This window comes from Streptomyces sp. NPDC002055 (genome assembly GCF_040296705.1).
Taxonomy (GTDB): domain Bacteria; phylum Actinomycetota; class Actinomycetes; order Streptomycetales; family Streptomycetaceae; genus Streptomyces.
In genome coordinates this window covers 1-16,148 of the sequence record NZ_JBEOXS010000020.1, presented here as the reverse complement: position 1 = coordinate 16,148, position 16,148 = coordinate 1, and the positions used below count along the sequence as shown (strand labels likewise).

Genomic DNA, 16,148 nt, shown 5'->3' with positions numbered 1-16,148 from the left:
CTCGTGGCTTTCAACGCACTCTGCGCGGCGGGGCTCAGTCCCGTAGGTCACGCGACATGATGGCCGAGTTGCTGACCGAGCTGTAGCGAAGGGTGAGAGAGATGGTGGACACCCAGTCCCACACGCGGGCACCCCACACCTGGCGGAAGTCCAGCCACAGCGGAGGAGAGGGCGACTGCGTCGAGGTCGCCGGAGCGGGTGGAGGAGTCACCCATGTGCGCGACTCCAAGCATCGCGAAGGACCCGTGCTGACGTTCTCCGGTGATGCTTGGCGGGCCTTCGTGGCCGGCCTGGAGGCAGGCGAATTCAGGGAGTCCATGTGAGAACCTCAGCAACGGCGGAGCCTGATGCCCCACAAGCGGCATGGCGGAAGAGCAGCTTCAGCGGTGGCAACAACAACTGCGTCGAGTGGGCCCGTGCTGCCGGTGGGGGCTGCTATGTCCGCGACTCCAAGAACCCGGCCGGCCCCGCACTGCTGGTGACGGCCGAGGCGTGGTCGTCGTTCGTCACCGCTGTGAGCGCGGGTGAGTTCGTCGGACCGGAAGCGGACGTAACGGCTGCCCACCGCCCCGGCTACTGAGCGAAAACGCCGATGACGCCCTCTCCCCTGTCCGGGGACGGGCGCCATCGGCGTTGCGAAACGGGCGGCATGGGCATTTCACCCCGGCCGATTCCGTCTCGCGCTCGGTCGCGGGCTCGTCGGTCCGGCCTGGCCCCGTGCCCCGCTTCGCCGCCTTCTTCTTGGCGCGGCGCCCCTTCTCCCCCATGACCTCGGACCGGATACCGGGCACGACTCGGCGATCGGCTGCGGTGCCCACTCCGAGCCACTTCCCGACCTGGGGCCAACTGATTGCACGCTCCCGGATCAGGCGGACGAGCAGGGTTACTGGGGACCGAGCGCGGACGCCACAGCGTCTACGGGCCGCAGGACGCACTCCGCCCACACCGTCTTTCCGATCCCCGGGGAACGGTCGTGGCTGCCCCAGGCGGTGGCCAGGGCATCGATGAGGAACAAGCCTCGGCCCGACTCCTCGCCCTCGGACGCCTTGTGGAGGTTGGGGTGTTCGGTGCCTGCGTCGGAGACCTCGATCCGCAGCGTTGCCGATCCTCCGACGCGTAGAACTTCATGGCGGAGGGGGGTGGAGCCCGCGTCGTTGCGGTCGTCCGACTGCCGGTCGGACGACGCAAGAGCACTGCGCCCATCATTAGTGACGAGCACCGCGATCCGGACCCGGAACTCCCTTCCCGGCACGTGCCCGTGGGCGACCGCGTTGGCGGCCAGCTCACCGACGAGCAGCGCGGCCGTGTCGGCCCCATAGCCCCAGCCCTCCAGGCGCCCTACAACGAGTCGGCGGGCGAGTCTGGCGCCCTTGGGGGACGAGGTGAAGGACATGCCGAACTCGTGTGCTCGGAAGCTCTGTTGCGTATCAGCAGTAGTGGCAGTTGTGTTTGAGCGGGCCATCGACAACTCCTGTGTCCCCTCCGTGCGGGCAGCACGACGTAAGGCGATGCGGCTACCGCTTCGACCTCATCGCGTCACCAACAGTGTTCACACAGTGACGGGCGCCGTGCAACGTTTACTGAGGAAACGCATCCCAAAGAGGGGCGCGTTGTACCGCCGCGCACAGACCCAGCAGAATGACCCAGAGTCACCGAAGGGGTACTGCATGGCTGCGTCGTCCTATCCGCCTTCCACCGTGCTGGGTCGCCAACTGGGCGGTGAGCTCAGGACATTGCGCGAGCAGAAGGGGTTGTCCACTGCAGACGTGGCCGCAGCTCTGGAGTGCACGAAGGGCAAGGTCTCCCGCATCGAGAACGGCAGGGTTCCACTGCGCAACCCAGACCTGGTCGCCATGCTTCGGATGTACGGAGCGGACGAGTCGACATCGGAACGCCTCGGGTCGCTTGCCCGGACCGCGAACCGTCGGCGCCGTGCAGGCTGGTGGAACGAGTACGGCACTCTTCTCGCCGATACATACCGCGACTTCATCGCCATGGAAGCCGAGGCATCGCTCGTCCGCACCTTCCAGAGCCAGACGGTCCCCGCTCTTCTGCAGACTGCCGAGTACGCTCAAGCACTCGCAGTGGCCAGCCGCTGGTGGAAGCGTCCGGAAGAGATCGAGCAGTTCGTAGCGGTGCGCATCAAACGGCAGTTGCGACTGACCTCCGAGGAGCCTCTGCGAGTATGGGCCGTCATCGCGGAAGGCGCCCTACGGCAACACGTGGGCGGCCCTCATGTGATGCGGGCGCAGCTCGAACACATCACGCATTGGGCTCAACAGGAGCACGTCACCGTGCAAGTAGTGCCCTTCCGTACCGGAGCACACGCCAGCATGGGCGGGCCGTACGTGCTTCTCTCCTTCCCTGATGACGGCTCCCTGGACGTGGCGCTGTTGGACAATCCGTCGGGGTCCATCTGGTTGGAGAAGGCCGAGGATGTTGCCGTGTACCGGACGCTCTGGGACGACGTACGAACAAGTGCGCTGTCCCCAGCGGATTCGGTGCAGTTGATCAACTCAATCAAGGAGCACCTTCAATGACCCAGGGGATAGCCGCCACCCACGGCACGTCACACGCGGTATGGCGTAAGAGCAGCTTCAGCGGGGGCAACAACGAGTGTGTCGAGGTCGCCATTGGCGTTCAGGGGACCGTTCCGGTCCGTGACTCCAAGAATCCGGACGGAGCAGTCCTGACGTTCACGGAGGCCGCGTGGAAGGCTTTCGTTACGGGTGTATCCGCAGGAGAGTTTGAACGAACGTCCCAACCGATTGCCGACTGAGCCGCGACGGAGGTCGGGAAGATGACATACAGGCTGCCACCCCCGAAGAAGCCATCCGACTGGCGAAAGTCCAGCTACAGCGGAGGGATGGGCGACTGCGTAGAGATCGCCGGAACCGCCACTGGGACTGCCTACGTGCGGGACTCCAAAGACCGTGAAGGTCCGGTCCTCACCTTCTCGGGAGATGCGTGGCGGGCCTTCATAGCCGACGTCTCGGCAGGAGAGTTCCCCTTCTAGGAAGCCCTGTTCACCTGCGCGGGTGAACACCGCGGCGCCCGCCCCCTGTTCGGGGACGGGCGCCGTTTTCCGGTGCGGCAGGAGTGTTTACACCCCGGCCGGTTCCGCCTCGCGCTCGGGCGTGGGCTCGTCGGCCTGGTCCGGCCCCGTGCCCCGCTTCGCCGCCTTCTTCTTGGCGCGGCGCTCCTTGCGCAGCTCGACCATCGCGTACAGCGTCGGCACGAGCAGCAGGGTGAGCAGCGTGGAGGTGACCAGACCGCCGATGACCACCACGGCCAGCGGCTGCGATATGAAGCCGCCGTCACCGGTGATCGACAGCGCCATCGGGAGCAGCGCGCAGATGGTCGCCAGGGCGGTCATGAGGATCGGCCGCAGCCGGTGCCGGCCGCCCTCGACCACCGCTTCGACGATGCCGTAGCCCTGCGCCCGGTACTGGTTGATGAGGTCGATCAGCACGATCGCGTTGGTCACCACGATGCCGATCAGCATCAGCATGCCGATCAGTGCGGGAACGCCCATCGGGGTGCCCGTGGCGATCAGCAGGCCGATCGCGCCGGTCGCCGCGAACGGGATGGAGACCAGCAGGATCATCGGCTGCACCAGCGAACGGAACGTGGCGACGAGGAGCATGAAGACGATCGCGATCGCCGCCAGCATCGCCAGGCCCAGGGAGGCGAAGGCCTCCTTCTGGTCCTCCGAGACACCGCTGATCTCCGCCGTGGCGCCTTCCGGGAGGTCGAGCGCGTCGATCTTCTTCTGGAGCTCCTGGCTGATGGCACCGGTGTTGTCGCCGGTCGGCTTGGCGGTGACGTTCGCCGCCCGCGCGCCGTCGATGCGGGTCATCTGCACCGGGCCGGGGACGGTCCGGACGTCGGCGATCTCACCGAGCTTCACCGCGCCGGCCGGAGTGGCCAGCGACACCTTCTTGAGCTCGGCCTCGGTGCGGGCGGGCTTCTCCGCCTTCACCACGACGTCCCGCTCGGTGTCGTCCAGGATCGCCTTGCCCGACGTGGTGCCGCGCACCGCCTGGGCGACGGCCTGGCCGAGGGTGGCCTCGGTGAAGCCGTACCGGGCGGCCTTGTCGTTGCCCTTGACCGAGATCCGCGGGACGCTCTGCGCCAGGTCGCTCTGGACGTCGGTGACGTCCTTGATCTCGTCGACCTCGCCGCGGACCTGCTCGGACGCCTTCTCGAGCGCGTCGGCGTCGGGGGCCTTGACCACGACGCTCAGGTCCTGGCTGCCGAAGCCGTCGCCGACGTTGACCGTGGTGTCGCCGATGCTCTTGCCGAGCCCGTCGAGGCCGTCACGGATCTTGTCGATCGTCGCCTCGGAGTCCTCCGAGTTCTTCAGCTTGAGCTGGTACGACGCCTGGTTGGCGCCGGTGCCGCCGCCGAAGGCGGCCATGATGCCGGAGGAGCCGACGGTGACCTGGTAGTCCTTCACCTCGTCGATGCCGTCGAGCATCTTCTCGATCTTCTTCGAGGAGGTGTCCGCGGCGTCCAGGCTGGTGCCGGGCTTCAGCTCCTGCTTGATCGAGAGGGTGTCCTGCTCGCCCTGGTCGAAGAAGTTGGTCTTGAGCAGCGGCGCCATGCCGAAGGTGCCGACGAGGACCACCACGGCGATCACCAGGCTGGTGAAGCGGCGACGGGTCGCGAACCGCAGGACCGGGACGTACATCCGCTGGAGCGGGCTGCGCGCCTCCTTCTCCTCGGTGGCGCGGCGCTGCTCCTCCGGGTCGCTGACGTCGGTGCCCTTGGGGGCGCGCAGGAACCAGTACGAGAGCACCGGCACCACGGTCAGCGACACGATGAGCGAGGCCAGCAGGGCGACCGTCACGGTCAGCGAGAACGGGCCGAACAGGGCGCCGACCATGCCGCCGACGACACCGATGGGCAGGAAGACGGCGACCGTGGTGAGGGTCGAGGAGGTGATCGCTCCGGAGACCTCCTTCACCGCGGTGAGGATCGCGTGCTGCCGCTCCTCGCCGTAGGACAGGTGCCGCTTGATGTTCTCCAGCACCACGATCGAGTCGTCGACGACCCGGCCGATGGCGATGGTCAGGGCGCCCAGCGTGAGCATGTTGAGCGACAGGTCGCGGGACCAGAGCACGATCAGCGTGATCACGACGGACAGCGGGATGGACACCGCGGTCACCAGCGTGGAGCGCAGCGACACCAGGAAGACCAGGATCACCACGACGGCCATGACCAGGCCGAGGAGACCCTCGGTGGTGAGGCTGTCGATGGACTTGGAGACGGCCGGGCCCTGGTCGCTGACGACGGTCAGCTTCGCGTCCGAGCCGAGGCTCTCGCGGAGCTCGGGCAGCTTGTCCTGGACCGCGTCGGATATCGCGACGGCGCTGCCGTCCTGGCCCATCGTCATGACGACGCCGAGGCTCGGGCGGCCGTTCGTCCGGGTGATGGAGACCGGGATGTCGGCCTCCTCCTTGACGGTGGCGATGTCGCCGAGGCGCACCGGCTTGGCCGCGCCCGCCTGGCCGCCGGACGGGGCCGGGGCACCGGCCGCGGCGTCCTGGCCGCCACCCTGACCACCGCCGCCACCGGCGCCGGCGCCGGCCGCGGGCGAGATCCTGAGGTCCTTGATCTGGTCGAGCGAGGTGAAGCCGCCGCCGACCTGGACGGTCCTGCTCTTGCCGTCCTCACTGAAGGAACCGGCGGGCAGGGACGCACCGTTCGCCTCCAGCACCTGGCCGAGCGCCGCGGCATTGAGACCCGCCCGCGCCAGCTTCGCGTCGTCCGGGGTGACCGACACGATGCGGTCCTGGACGCCGTCCACGGTGACCTGACCGACGCCCTCGATGTCCTTGAGGACGGGGACGACGGACCGGTCGAGCTGGTCGGCCAGCGTCTTCTGGTCCTTGTCCGAGGTGGCGGCGAGGACGACGGTCGGCATGTCGTCGGTGGAACCGGCGATGACCTGCGGGTCGATCTCGTCCGGCAGCTCGGGACGGGCCCGGTTCACGGCCTGCTGGACATCGGCCACGATCTGGTCGGTGTTGTTGCCGTAGTCGAACTTGGCCATGAGGACGGCCGAGCCCTCGCTCGCCGTCGAGGTGACGCCGGTGATGCCGTCGACCGTCTCGATGGTGTCCTCGAGCGGCTTGACGACCTGCTTCTCGACCACATCGGGGGACGCCCCCTGATACGGGGCCAGCACCGACACCATGGGCAGTTCGATGGGAGGCAGCAGCTGCTGCTTGAGCTGGGGAATGGCGACGGCACCGAAGGCGACCGCGACGATCGCCATGAGGGCGATCAAACCCCGCTGTACGAGGCTGATTCTGGACAGCCAGGACATGGGTGGAGAACTCTCTTCTGTTTGCTGATCGGCAGGACGGCTCGGCGACCGGGCAGTCTCTCCGGCCGGCGGGGCCATTTACGGCCCGCTTATACGATCAGCCATCGGCGAGGGTGTTTTCCTCGCTCGCAGGTCGGTTCTCGTTCCGGGCGAGTACCGCAGGCGCAGTACGGCCCTCTCCCCCGTCACTCCACCCTTGGGCGTACCAGCCCCGACTCGTAGGCGATGACGACCAGCTGGGCCCGGTCGCGGGCCCCGAGTTTGGCCATCGCCCGGTTCACATGGGTCTTCACCGTCAGGGGGCTGACGACGAGCCGTTCGGCGATCTCGTCGTTGGACAGCCCGCCCGCGACGAGGACGAGCACTTCCCGCTCCCGGCCGGTCAGCGCCGCCAGCCGCTCCCCGTCGGCGGCGCGCCGGCCGGTGCCGCCCGGGCCGTCGCCCGCGGGCCCCTGGGCGAGGAAGGTCGCGATCAGGCCCTTGGTCGCCACGGGCGAGAGCAGCGCCTCACCGGCGTCGACGACCCGGATCGCGGAGAGCAGTTCCCCGGGTTCGGCGCCCTTGCCGAGGAAGCCGGAGGCACCGGCGCGCAGCGACTCCACGACGTACTCGTCGACCTCGAAGGTCGTCAGCATGACCACCCGGACGCCGTCCAGGGCCGGGTCGGCGCTGATCTCCCGGGTGGCGGTGAGGCCGTCGGTGCCGGGCATCCGGATGTCCATGAGGACGACGTCGGGGGTGAGTTCGCGGACGAGCCGCACCGCCTCCGTGCCGTCGGACGCCTCGCCGACCACCTGCATGTCGTCCTCGGAGTCGACGAGCACCCGGAACGCGCTCCTCAGCAGCGTCTGGTCGTCGACGAGCAGCACCCGGATCGTCACGTCGCCCCCTCCCTGGTCGTGAGCGGCAAGCGTACGTGGACCCGGAACCCCCCTCCGTACCGAGGACCCGCCTCGCAGCTGCCGCCGAGCGCGGTGGCCCGCTCGCGCATGCCGATCAGGCCGTGTCCGCCGCCCTCGTCGTCGGCTCCGTCGTACCCGCCGCCGGGCCGCTGCGGGCCGTCGCCGCGGGCGCCCCGGCTCCGGACGGCGTCGCCCTTCTCACCCCGGCCGTCCCGGGGGCCCGGGGTCCGGGCGGCGTCGCCCTTGCCGCCGGTGGTCTTCGCGCTCGTGCCCTTGCCGCCGGTGGTCTTCCCGCCGGTGGCCTTCCCCGCGGCGGTCCTGACGCTGTCGCCGCGGGGGATGTCGCCGCGGGCGCCGTCCCGGCCGGTCAGCCGCGCGGCCCGCTCGGGGGCCACGGCCGTGCCGTCGTCCAGGACGGTGATCTCCAGCGCCTCCCAGGCCCGGGCGATCCGGACCGTGGCACAGGCCTGGTCGCCCGCGTGCTTGTGGGTGTTGGTCAGCGCCTCCTGGACCACCCGGTAGGCGGTGAGGTCGACGGCCGCGGGGAGGTCGCCGATGACCGCGACCGCCCGGTCCGCGCTGCGGCTGTGCCAGGGGCCCTCCGGGGCGGTCGAGGACACCTCGACGTCGACGGGCAGTCCGGCGCGGGCGAACCCGTCGACGAGCTGATCGAGCACCCCGAGGCCGGGCGCCGGCTCGGTGGGGGCCTCGGGGTCCCCGGACTGGCGGAGCAGGCCGACGGTGGCGCGCAGCTCGTGCAGCGCCGAGCGGCTGGCCTCCCGGACATGGGCGAGGGCCTCCTTGGCCTGGTCGGGCCGGCTGTCCATGACATGGGCGGCGACCCCGGCCTGCACGTTGACCAGCGCGATGTGGTGCGCGACGACGTCGTGCAGCTCCCGGGCGATCCGCATGCGCTCCTCGGCGACCCGGCGGCGCGCCTCCTCCTCGCGGGTCCGCTCGGCCCGCTCGGCGCGCTCCCGGATGGCGTCGACGACGGCCCGGCGGCTGCGCACGGCGTCCCCGATGGCGGCGGCCAGGCCGGTCCAGGCGAGGATCCCGATGTTCTGCTGGTCGTACCAGGGCCCGGGACCGCTGTACATCGCGGCGGCGGTGAGGGCCACCACGGTGAGCGCGCCCGCACGCCAGGTGGTGGACCGGTCGGTGCGGGAGGCGATGGTGTAGAGCGCGACGGCCGCGGACAGGGCGATCGGCGCTCCCCGCTCGTCGGGCTCGGTGAACAGCTCGACGAGGGTCAGCGCCCCGGTGACGCCGAGCACCTGCCGCGGCATCCGGCGCCGGAACACCAGGGCCGAGCAGGCGAGGAGTGCGAGGCCGACGCTCGACGGGGTGGGCGTGCGCGCGCCGATCCGCGGCCCGCTGGGGCTGTGGTCGGTCACCAGGGTGAGGAGGATGAGCGCCAGCACGACCGCCGCGAGCGCCGCGTCGAGCGCGAGCGGGTGGTCACGCAGCCAGCGCTGGGGACGGGCGAGGCCCGGTCCGACGGCGAGGGAGGTCACGACAAGCAACGGTAAGTGCTCGCGCGGGGGCGCAGACACCATCCGGTCCGCTCCCGGGGACCGGCCCGCGGCTCCGAGCGGCGCGCGCCGCCCTGCGCGCCGGTCCGTGCATCAAGGCGCTACCCGGGGCCCGGGCGGGGGTGGAGATCCCGGCTCCGGGCTCCACGGAAGGCGGGCGGCTGGGCTCTGCAGCAGGCTGGAGTCCGGGCGGCACAGCAGGCCGGGGTCCGGGCGCCGCGGAAGGCCGGGGTCCGGCGCCACAGCAGGCCGGGGTCCGGGCGCCGAGGCCCCAGGGTCCTGGGCTGCCGGACCGGCGTTCCCGGCCGGCTGCCGGGCTCACGGTCCCGGGCTCCCCCGGCTCCCCGGCGCTGGGCGCCAGGCGCCGGGCTCGGCGGGTGTCGGGCTCGGCGGGGGTCCGGCCGGGAGCTCCTACCCCGGGATGAGGCCGTCGTCCCGGAGCATGTCCCGCACCTCTGCGAGCGTCGCGTCGGGAGAGGGCAGGATCAGCTCGGACGGCTCCAGGGAGTCGTCCGGCAGCGGCTCGCCCAGCCGTCGCACCTCGTCGAGCAGGGCCCCGAGGGTCCGGCGGAAGCCGTCCTCGTCGCCGCTCTCCATCTCGGTGAGCAGTTCGTCGTCGAGTTTGTTGAGCTCGGCGAAGTGGCTGTCCGCCAGCTCCACCTGCCCCTCGCCCATGATCCGTACGATCACGACGGCCTCCCGGTACGCCTTGCCCGGCGGGGATCTACTGCTTGTCGAACCTGTGGCCCTGGGCCTGCTGCTCGTTCCGGTTCGGTGCGCCGCCCTCGTTCTGCGCGCCGCCCTCGATGGCCTGCTGCCCGCCGCTGCCGCCCGCGAGCTCGGCCTTCATCCGCTGGAGCTCCAGCTCGACGTCCGAACCGCCGGAGAGCCGGTCCAGCTCCGCCGTGAGGTCGTCCTTGGCCGTGCCGGTGGGGTCGTCGAGCGCACCCGAGGCCAGCAGCTCGTCGATCGCGCCGGCGCGCGCCTGGAGCTGGGCCGTCTTGTCCTCGGCCCGCTGGACCGCCATGCCGACGTCGCCCATCTCCTCGGAGATGCCGGTGAAGGCCTCGCCGATCCGGGTCTGGGCCTGGGCGGCGGTGTAGGTGGCCTTGATCGTCTCCTTCTTGGTGCGGAAGGCGTCCACCTTCGCCTGCAGCCGCTGGGCCGCGAGCGTCAGCTTCTCCTCCTCGCCCTGCAGCGTCCGGTGCTGCGTCTCCAGATCGGTGACCTGCTGCTGGAGCGCGGCCCGGCGGGACAGCGCCTCCCGGGCCAGGTCCTCGCGGCCCAGCGCGAGCGCCTTGCGGCCCTGCTCCTCCAGCTTGGACGACTGCCCCTGGAGCTGGCCGAGCTGCAGCTCCAGCCGCTTGCGGGAGGTCGCCACGTCGGCGACGCCGCGGCGCACCTTCTGCAGCAGCTCGATCTGCTTCTGGTACGAGTAGTCGAGGGTCTCGCGCGGGTCCTCGGCCCGGTCCAGGGCCTTGTTGGCCTTCGCGCGGAACAGCATCCCCATCCGCTTCATGACACCGCTCATGGGCCTCGCGCGCCCCCTTCGGGCTCGGACTCAGCACTCTGTTCTACAGACCCAACAGTACGGGCCCTGGCTCCATTACCGCACTGTTCGGGAGCCGATGCGCTCCTCCTCCAGGACGATCACACGAGCGTCGTCTCCGGCCCAAGGAGTAGGTGACGGACCTCGGGCGGAGGCGACCGCGCTGACCGGCGAACGGGCCGCGGCCTCCGGGAGGCTCCGGGAGGCGGCTACCGGCGTCCGCAGGGGCGGGTGCCGCGGGGGCCGGTGCCGCGGGGGCCGGTCCCGTCACCGTTGGGCCCGGTACCGGTGCCGTTGCCGGATCGTGGCCGTGCGGGCTGGGGGTCCGCGGCCGGACCCCGTACCCTTGGGCTTTGTGTTCCGAAGCCGTTCCAACGACGAGCAGGCCGCCGTCACCAAGATGACCGCGGACCCGCAGCAGCCCCGTGACCCGCAGGCGCCCAAGGGCCGCCCCACTCCGAAGCGCAGCGTCGCCCAGTCGCAGCGCCGGAGCACGGCGTCCACGCCGACCAACCGCAAGGACGCCGCCAAGCGGCAGCGCGAAGCGCGCCGCGCGGACCTGGCCAAGCAGCGCGAGGCGCTGGCCAGCGGCGACGAGCGGTACCTCCCCGCCAGGGACAAGGGGCCGATCCGCCGCTTCGCCCGTGACTTCGTCGACTCCCGCTTCTGCGTCGCCGAGTTCTTCCTGCCGCTCGCGGTGCTCATCCTGGTGCTGAGCATGCTGCCGTCGCCGCAGGTCAAGAACTTCTCGCTGCTGCTGTGGCTGGTCGTCATCGTGCTGATCGTGCTCGACTCGGTCGGTGTCGCGATCCGGATGAAGAAGCAGCTCCGCACCCGCTTCCCGGGCGAGAACCTCCGCGGCGCCGTGCCGTACGCGCTGATGCGCAGCCTGCAGATGCGCCGGCTGCGGCTGCCCAAGCCGAAGGTCAAGCGGGGAGAGCGGCCCTGAACGCAGCGACCGCCCAGGGAGCCGGGGATCTTCCCTCGGTGGAGTGGAGCTCCGGCGGGGCGAGCGGCTGGCTCGGCGGGCTCGGGGGCCTGCGGAACACCGTCCGTCAGGAGCTGGTCGCCCGCCAGGTCGAGGAGCAGATAGCGGCACGGTTCCCGGTGGGACAGCGGCTGCGGGTGCTCGACGTGGGCCTCGGCCAGGGCACGCAGGCGCTCCGGCTGGCCCGCGCGGGACACAGGATCACCGGGCTGGAGTCCGACCCCCGGATGCTGTCGACCGTCCGTACCGCGCTCGCCGCCGAGCCCGAGGGCATCCGGGAGCGGGTGCGGCTCATCGAGGGCGACGGCCGCGAGACCGGGGTGCACTTCCTGCCGGGCAGCTTCGACGTGGTGCTCTGCCACGGGGTGCTGATGTACCTGCCGGAGCCGGATCCGTTCCTGGCGGGCCTCGCCCGGGTGCTGGCGCCGGGCGGGCTGCTGTCGCTGCTCGTCCGGAACGCCGACGCGCTGGCGATGCGGCCGGGGCTGGCCCGCGACTGGGAGGGCGCGCTGGCGTCCTTCGACTCCCCCGCGTACACCAACCGCATCGGCCTCCCGGTCCGTGCCGACCGGCTGGACGCGCTCACCGGCACCCTCGCCGGGATCGGCGCGCCGCTGGACACCTGGTACGGGGTGCGGGTCTTCACCGACCAGGCCGCGGAGGACGAGGAGCCGCCGACGGGCCAGGAGCTGGCACGGCTGCTCGCCGCCGAGGACCGGGCCGGGCGCACCGACCCGTACCGCGCGGTGGCGGCGCTGCTGCATCTCTGCGGCGTACGGGGCTGATGCGCCTCGCGGTGTGCGGGGGCTGACGCGCATCGTGGGCGCGCGGGGGCTCGCGCGGCTGCGGGGCTGGTGCGTCTCGCGGCGGCCTGCGGACGTGCGGGCGCCGGGCGGCGTGCGGGGCTGAGCGGGCGCCGGGCGGCGGCGCCGGAACGTGACCCAGCGGATCGGGTCGGGTCGGGTCGGGTCGGCCGGTGGCTGTGCCCGGCGCGGCTCAGGTGATCAGTGCTCCGTCGCGTCCTGAGGGGTGACAGCAGCCCCCGGCCCTGGAGTGACCATGTCCGCAGCCGAGACCCCCTCGGCATTGCCCCCGTCCGCTTCCCCCGCTTCCCCCGCCTCCCCGGCTGAACGGCCGTCCGCCCGGGACACCTGGCGTGAGCTGTACGGGCACATGCGTCCGCACCGTGCCGCGGTGGCCGTGGGTGCCGTGTTGTCGCTGCTCGGCGCGGCGACCGCGCTCGGCCAGCCGCTCGCCGCCAAGGCGCTGGTCGACCGGCTCGCCGACGACGGGCCCCTCGTCGGCGTGCTCGTGCTACTCACCGGGCTGGTGCTGGCGGGCACGGTGGCCGAGGCGGCCGGTGCGTACGTGCTGGAGCGGACCGCCGAGTCGGTGGTGCTCGCGGCCCGGCGGCGGCTGATGGGACGGCTGATGCGGCTGCGGATCCCGGAGATGGAGCGGGCCCAGCCGGGCGACCTGATGTCCCGGGTCACCTCCGACACCACGCTGTTGCACCAGGTCACCACGCATTCGGTGGTCTCCGCGGTCACCGGCACCCTGAGCCTGGCCGCCACCCTGGTGATGATGGCGCTGATGGACGCCGTCCTGCTCGGCGTCACCCTCGGAGTGATCGGGCTGATCGGCAGCTCGCTGGGATTTCTGCTGCCGCGGATCTCCCGGGCGGCCGAGCGCACCCAGGAGGCGGTGGGCGCGATCTCCACCGTGCTGGAGCGGGCGTTCGGCGCCTTCCGCACGATCAAAGCCTCCGGGGCGGAGGTCCGGGAGACGGCGCGGCTGGAGGAGGCGGCGCGGGACGCCTGGCGGCACGGCGTGCGGTCGGCGAAATGGCAGGCGATCGCCTCGTCGGCCGTCGGGTTCTCGGTGCAGGCGTCCTTCCTCGCGGTGCTCGGCGTGGGCGGCGCCCGGGTGGCGTCCGGCGCGATCGAGATCTCCACGCTGATCGCGTTCCTGCTGTTCCTGGTCCATCTGGCGGACCCGGTGTCCCAGCTGGTCGGGGCGGCCGAGCAGTACCAGATGGGTGCCGCGGCCATCGCGCGGATCTCCGCGGCGGAGCGGCTCGACGTGGAGCGGATCGGTGCGGGGCGGCTCGGTGCGGGGCGGCTCGATATGGAGGCGGGGACGGGCGGGACCGGCGGGTCGGGGCCTGTCGAGGACGGACGGGAGCGGGCCGGGGGTGTGCCGCGTCAGGGCGGACCGGTGCGGCCCGAGAGTGATCCGGTACAGGCCGGGGGTGATCCGATTCGGTCCGGCGGTGGCCCGGTGCGGTCCCAGGGCGAACCGGTGCGGTCCCAGGGCGGACCGGTGCGGTCCCAGAGCGGACCGGTGCCGTCCGGTGGTGGCCCGGCGAGCGTCCGGTTCCAGGACGTCGGTTTCCGCTACCGCGACGGGCTCCCCCTCGTGCACGACGGCGTCTCCTTCGTGGTGCCCGGCGGCGGTCTGACGGCGTTCGTCGGCCCGTCCGGCGCGGGGAAGTCCACGGTCTTCGCCCTGATCGAGCGGTTCCACGAGGTGACGGACGGCCGGGTGCTCGTGGACGGCGAGGACGTCCGCGACTGGCCGCTGGACCGGCTGCGCGCGGCGATCGGCTACGTCGAGCAGGACGCCCCCGTGCTGGCCGGAACGCTGCGGGAGAACCTGGTGTTCGCCGCCCCGGACGCCACCGACGAGGAGATCCGGGACGTGCTGGCGCGCACCCGGCTGACCGCTCTCGTCGAACGGCTGCCGGACGGTCTGGAGTCCCTTGTCGGCCATCGCGGCAGTCAGCTCTCCGGTGGGGAGCGCCAGCGGGTGGCGGTCGCCCGCGCGTTGCTGCGCCGGCCCCGGCTGCTGCTGCTCGACGAGGCGACCTCGCAGCTCGACGCGGCCAATGAGCTGGCCCTGCGCGAGGTCGTCGCCGAGACCGCCCGGCACACGACCGTCCTGGTGGTGGCACACCGGCTGTCGACGGTGACGGCGGCCGACCGGATCGTGGTGATGGAGGCGGGGACGGTACGGGCGGTGGGAACGCATGCGGAACTGGTCGCGTCCGACGCCCTCTACGGTGAACTGGCGGCCACGCAGTTTCTGGTGGCTGCGGGCTGAGGGACTGTTGACGGGGTCCGGGCCCCCGGTGCTCCGGAACCCGGGCTCCCCGGGCCGATCCCTGCGGACCGGCCCGGGGGTGCTCCGAACGGAACGGCTCAGGCGTCCTCGGCCTGCAGGCTCATCGGTCCGTAGATCTCGGTGCCGTCCTCGAACAGCGTCACCTGTTCGGTACCGCCCTCCTGGAGGTCACGCCAGACCTCGCCGATCCAGGACTCCGCGTCGCCCTGCGTGCTGAACTCCTCCGGTTCGACCGCCGGCACGGTCTCCGTCCCGTCGGACTTCTCGAACCGCCACGTCCACGCCATGTCCGCCTCCTCAAGTCCCGCCGAGTAGCTGCTCCCCCGCAGCCTAATGGGCCTGCGGCGGCCACCGCTCGGAGGTCTGGGGGTGCCCCCGCGCGCCCGGGGCGCGGCGACGCGAGACGATCGGGGCGTGGAACTCACTTTCCTCGGCACCGGTGCCCCCGGCGGGCTGCCCCGCCCCGACTGCCCCTGCGCCGCGTGCGCGACCGCCGTCGGCGGTGACGCGCGCGCCGCGACCTCCCTGCTGGTGGACGGGGCGCTGCTGCTCGACCTGACCCCGGGCGCGGCGCTGGCCGCCGCCCGTGCGGGGCAGTCACTCGTCGGGGTGCGGCAGGTCCTGCTGTCCCATCCGCAGAACGGGCCCGCCGTCGAGGTGCCGGCCGGCCTGCCCGCGCCGGGCCGGGTGCCGGACGGGCGGGAGCTCGCGCTGATCAGCGGTCACCGGGTGCGGGCCGTCGCGGTGGACGTGCCCGGCACCGGCTACGTGGTCACCGGCGCGGACGGCGAACGGCTGCTGTATCTGCCGCCGGGCGCCGCCCCGGCGGGCCTTCCGGAAGGGCTCGCACCGTACGACACGGTCGTGCTCGACGTCGTCGGGCGGCCCGACGGGCTCGCCCGGCTGCGGGCCGCGGGCACGGTCACGGAGGCGACCGAGGTGGTCGCCGTGCACCTCGACCACGATGTGCCACCGGGCGCCGAACTGCGCCGCCGGCTGGCCGCGGCGGGGGCCCGCGCGGTGGCGGACGGGGAGACGATGCGGGTGGGCGACCACCCCACGGTGCCCGCGCCGCCGCGGCGCACGCTGGTCCTCGGCGGGGCGCGGTCGGGGAAGTCGGTGGAGGCGGAACGGCGCCTGGAGTCCTTCCCGGAGGTGGTGTACGTCGCGACGAGCGGCACCCGTGAGGGGGACGAGGACTGGGCGGCCCGGGTCTCCCTCCACCGGGAGCGCCGGCCCGGCTCCTGGCGCACCGTCGAGACCTGCGACCTGGTGCCGCTGCTCGCCGAGGAGGGGCCGCCGCTGCTCATCGACTGCCTCGCGCTGTGGCTGACGGACGCCATGGACGCGGTCGGGGCCTGGGACGACGACCGCTGGGCGGCAGGGGGACGGCGGGAACTCCGGGAGCGGACGGACGCGCTGGTGGCGGCGGTACGGGCGACCCGGCGCCGGGTGGTCGCCGTGTCGAACGAGGTGGGGTCGGGGGTGGTGCCGGCCACGGCTTCCGGGCGGCGCTTCCGGGATGAACTCGGGCGGCTCAATGCGGGGTTCGCGGCGGAGTGCGAGCAGGTGCTGGTGGTGGTGGCGGGGCAGGCTGTGCCGCTTCGCTGACGCTTGGTGGGCGGGGAGAGGGCGGGTGTGCCGAGGGCGAGGACAAGGGTGGCGGTAGCAGCGATGGTGCTGTAGGTGCGCATGCGGAAGTAGCCCTTCGGGATGT

The 16,148-nt window shown here is 72.1% G+C and carries 16 protein-coding genes; 9 read left to right on the top strand and 7 right to left on the bottom strand.

Translation table 11 applies throughout. From position 1 onward, the window contains the following. Positions 1–101 precede the first annotated feature (101 nt). Both ABT112_RS14835 and ABT112_RS14830 read left to right on the top strand, forming a co-directional pair. Positions 102–323, top strand: a complete 222-nt coding sequence (locus ABT112_RS14835; RefSeq protein WP_351509414.1) for a DUF397 domain-containing protein — start codon at positions 102–104, stop codon at positions 321–323. Beyond that, the gene (locus ABT112_RS14830; protein WP_351509412.1) at positions 320–580 is read left to right on the top strand and encodes a DUF397 domain-containing protein; all 261 of its coding nucleotides are present in this window, start codon (positions 320–322) and stop codon (positions 578–580) included. The genes ABT112_RS14835 and ABT112_RS14830 overlap by 4 nt, the downstream gene beginning before the upstream one ends. Positions 581–883: 303 nt before the next feature. Here the strand turns inward: ABT112_RS14830 and ABT112_RS14825 are convergent, their stop codons facing one another. Beyond that, positions 884–1,393 carry an ATP-binding protein gene (locus ABT112_RS14825; protein WP_351509410.1) on the bottom strand — a complete coding sequence of 170 codons (510 nt, stop codon included), beginning with the start codon at positions 1,391–1,393 and terminating at the stop codon, positions 884–886. 274 nt (positions 1,394–1,667) lie between these two features. Between ABT112_RS14825 and ABT112_RS14820 the strand changes: the two genes are divergently transcribed. Genes ABT112_RS14820 through ABT112_RS14810 form a run of 3 tightly spaced genes read left to right on the top strand, consistent with a single transcriptional unit; the run spans position 1,668 to position 3,016 of the window. Continuing rightward, on the top strand, positions 1,668–2,540 hold the full coding sequence (locus ABT112_RS14820; protein ID WP_351509408.1) for a helix-turn-helix domain-containing protein: 873 nt from the start codon (positions 1,668–1,670) through the stop codon (positions 2,538–2,540). After that, on the top strand, positions 2,537–2,779 hold the full coding sequence (locus ABT112_RS14815) for a DUF397 domain-containing protein (protein ID WP_351509406.1): 243 nt from the start codon (positions 2,537–2,539) through the stop codon (positions 2,777–2,779). The genes ABT112_RS14820 and ABT112_RS14815 overlap by 4 nt, the downstream gene beginning before the upstream one ends. Before the next feature lie 21 nt (positions 2,780–2,800). Beyond that, positions 2,801–3,016, top strand: coding sequence for a DUF397 domain-containing protein (locus ABT112_RS14810; protein ID WP_351509404.1), 216 nt, complete (start codon positions 2,801–2,803; stop codon positions 3,014–3,016). A gap of 87 nt (positions 3,017–3,103) precedes the next feature. Here ABT112_RS14810 and ABT112_RS14805 read toward each other — a convergent pair whose 3' ends face one another. The 5 genes from ABT112_RS14805 to ABT112_RS14785 all read right to left on the bottom strand — a co-directional run bounded on the left by ABT112_RS14805 (position 3,104) and on the right by ABT112_RS14785 (position 10,290). Next, positions 3,104–6,334 carry an efflux RND transporter permease subunit gene (locus ABT112_RS14805; protein WP_351509402.1) on the bottom strand — a complete coding sequence of 1,077 codons (3,231 nt, stop codon included), beginning with the start codon at positions 6,332–6,334 and terminating at the stop codon, positions 3,104–3,106. Between the two features lie 185 nt (positions 6,335–6,519). Beyond that, a complete protein-coding gene (locus tag ABT112_RS14800; protein WP_351509400.1) occupies positions 6,520–7,215 on the bottom strand; it encodes a response regulator in 696 nt (231 codons plus the stop codon). Beyond that, a complete protein-coding gene (locus ABT112_RS14795; protein WP_502975346.1) occupies positions 7,212–8,762 on the bottom strand; it encodes a sensor histidine kinase in 1,551 nt (516 codons plus the stop codon). Before ABT112_RS14795 ends, ABT112_RS14800 begins: the two co-directional genes overlap by 4 nt. A gap of 420 nt (positions 8,763–9,182) precedes the next feature. Further along, complete coding sequence (gene pspAA, locus ABT112_RS14790; RefSeq protein ID WP_351509396.1) at positions 9,183–9,461, bottom strand: PspA-associated protein PspAA; 279 nt, start codon at positions 9,459–9,461, stop codon at positions 9,183–9,185. A 34-nt stretch (positions 9,462–9,495) separates the two neighbouring features. Next, positions 9,496–10,290 (bottom strand): PspA/IM30 family protein, encoded by a 795-nt coding sequence (locus ABT112_RS14785; protein ID WP_351509603.1) that lies wholly within the window; start codon positions 10,288–10,290, stop codon positions 9,496–9,498. Positions 10,291–10,675: 385 nt separating this feature from the next. Here ABT112_RS14785 and ABT112_RS14780 point away from each other — a divergent pair, with 385 nt between their 5' ends. From ABT112_RS14780 to ABT112_RS14770, 3 genes are all read left to right on the top strand, one after another. Then, a complete protein-coding gene (locus ABT112_RS14780; protein ID WP_351509395.1) occupies positions 10,676–11,269 on the top strand; it encodes a DUF3043 domain-containing protein in 594 nt (197 codons plus the stop codon). A gap of 113 nt (positions 11,270–11,382) precedes the next feature. Further along, a complete protein-coding gene (locus tag ABT112_RS14775; protein WP_351509601.1) occupies positions 11,383–12,093 on the top strand; it encodes a class I SAM-dependent methyltransferase in 711 nt (236 codons plus the stop codon). A 274-nt stretch (positions 12,094–12,367) separates the two neighbouring features. Beyond that, entirely contained in the window at positions 12,368–14,410 is a 2,043-nt protein-coding gene (locus ABT112_RS14770) for an ABC transporter ATP-binding protein (protein WP_351509393.1), read from the top strand. A gap of 98 nt (positions 14,411–14,508) precedes the next feature. Here the strand turns inward: ABT112_RS14770 and ABT112_RS14765 are convergent, their stop codons facing one another. Then, positions 14,509–14,718, bottom strand: a complete 210-nt coding sequence (locus ABT112_RS14765; RefSeq protein ID WP_351509391.1) for a hypothetical protein — start codon at positions 14,716–14,718, stop codon at positions 14,509–14,511. 127 nt (positions 14,719–14,845) lie between these two features. Here ABT112_RS14765 and ABT112_RS14760 point away from each other — a divergent pair, with 127 nt between their 5' ends. After that, on the top strand, positions 14,846–16,042 hold the full coding sequence (locus tag ABT112_RS14760) for a bifunctional adenosylcobinamide kinase/adenosylcobinamide-phosphate guanylyltransferase (RefSeq protein ID WP_351509388.1): 1,197 nt from the start codon (positions 14,846–14,848) through the stop codon (positions 16,040–16,042). Positions 16,043–16,148 lie beyond the last annotated feature (106 nt).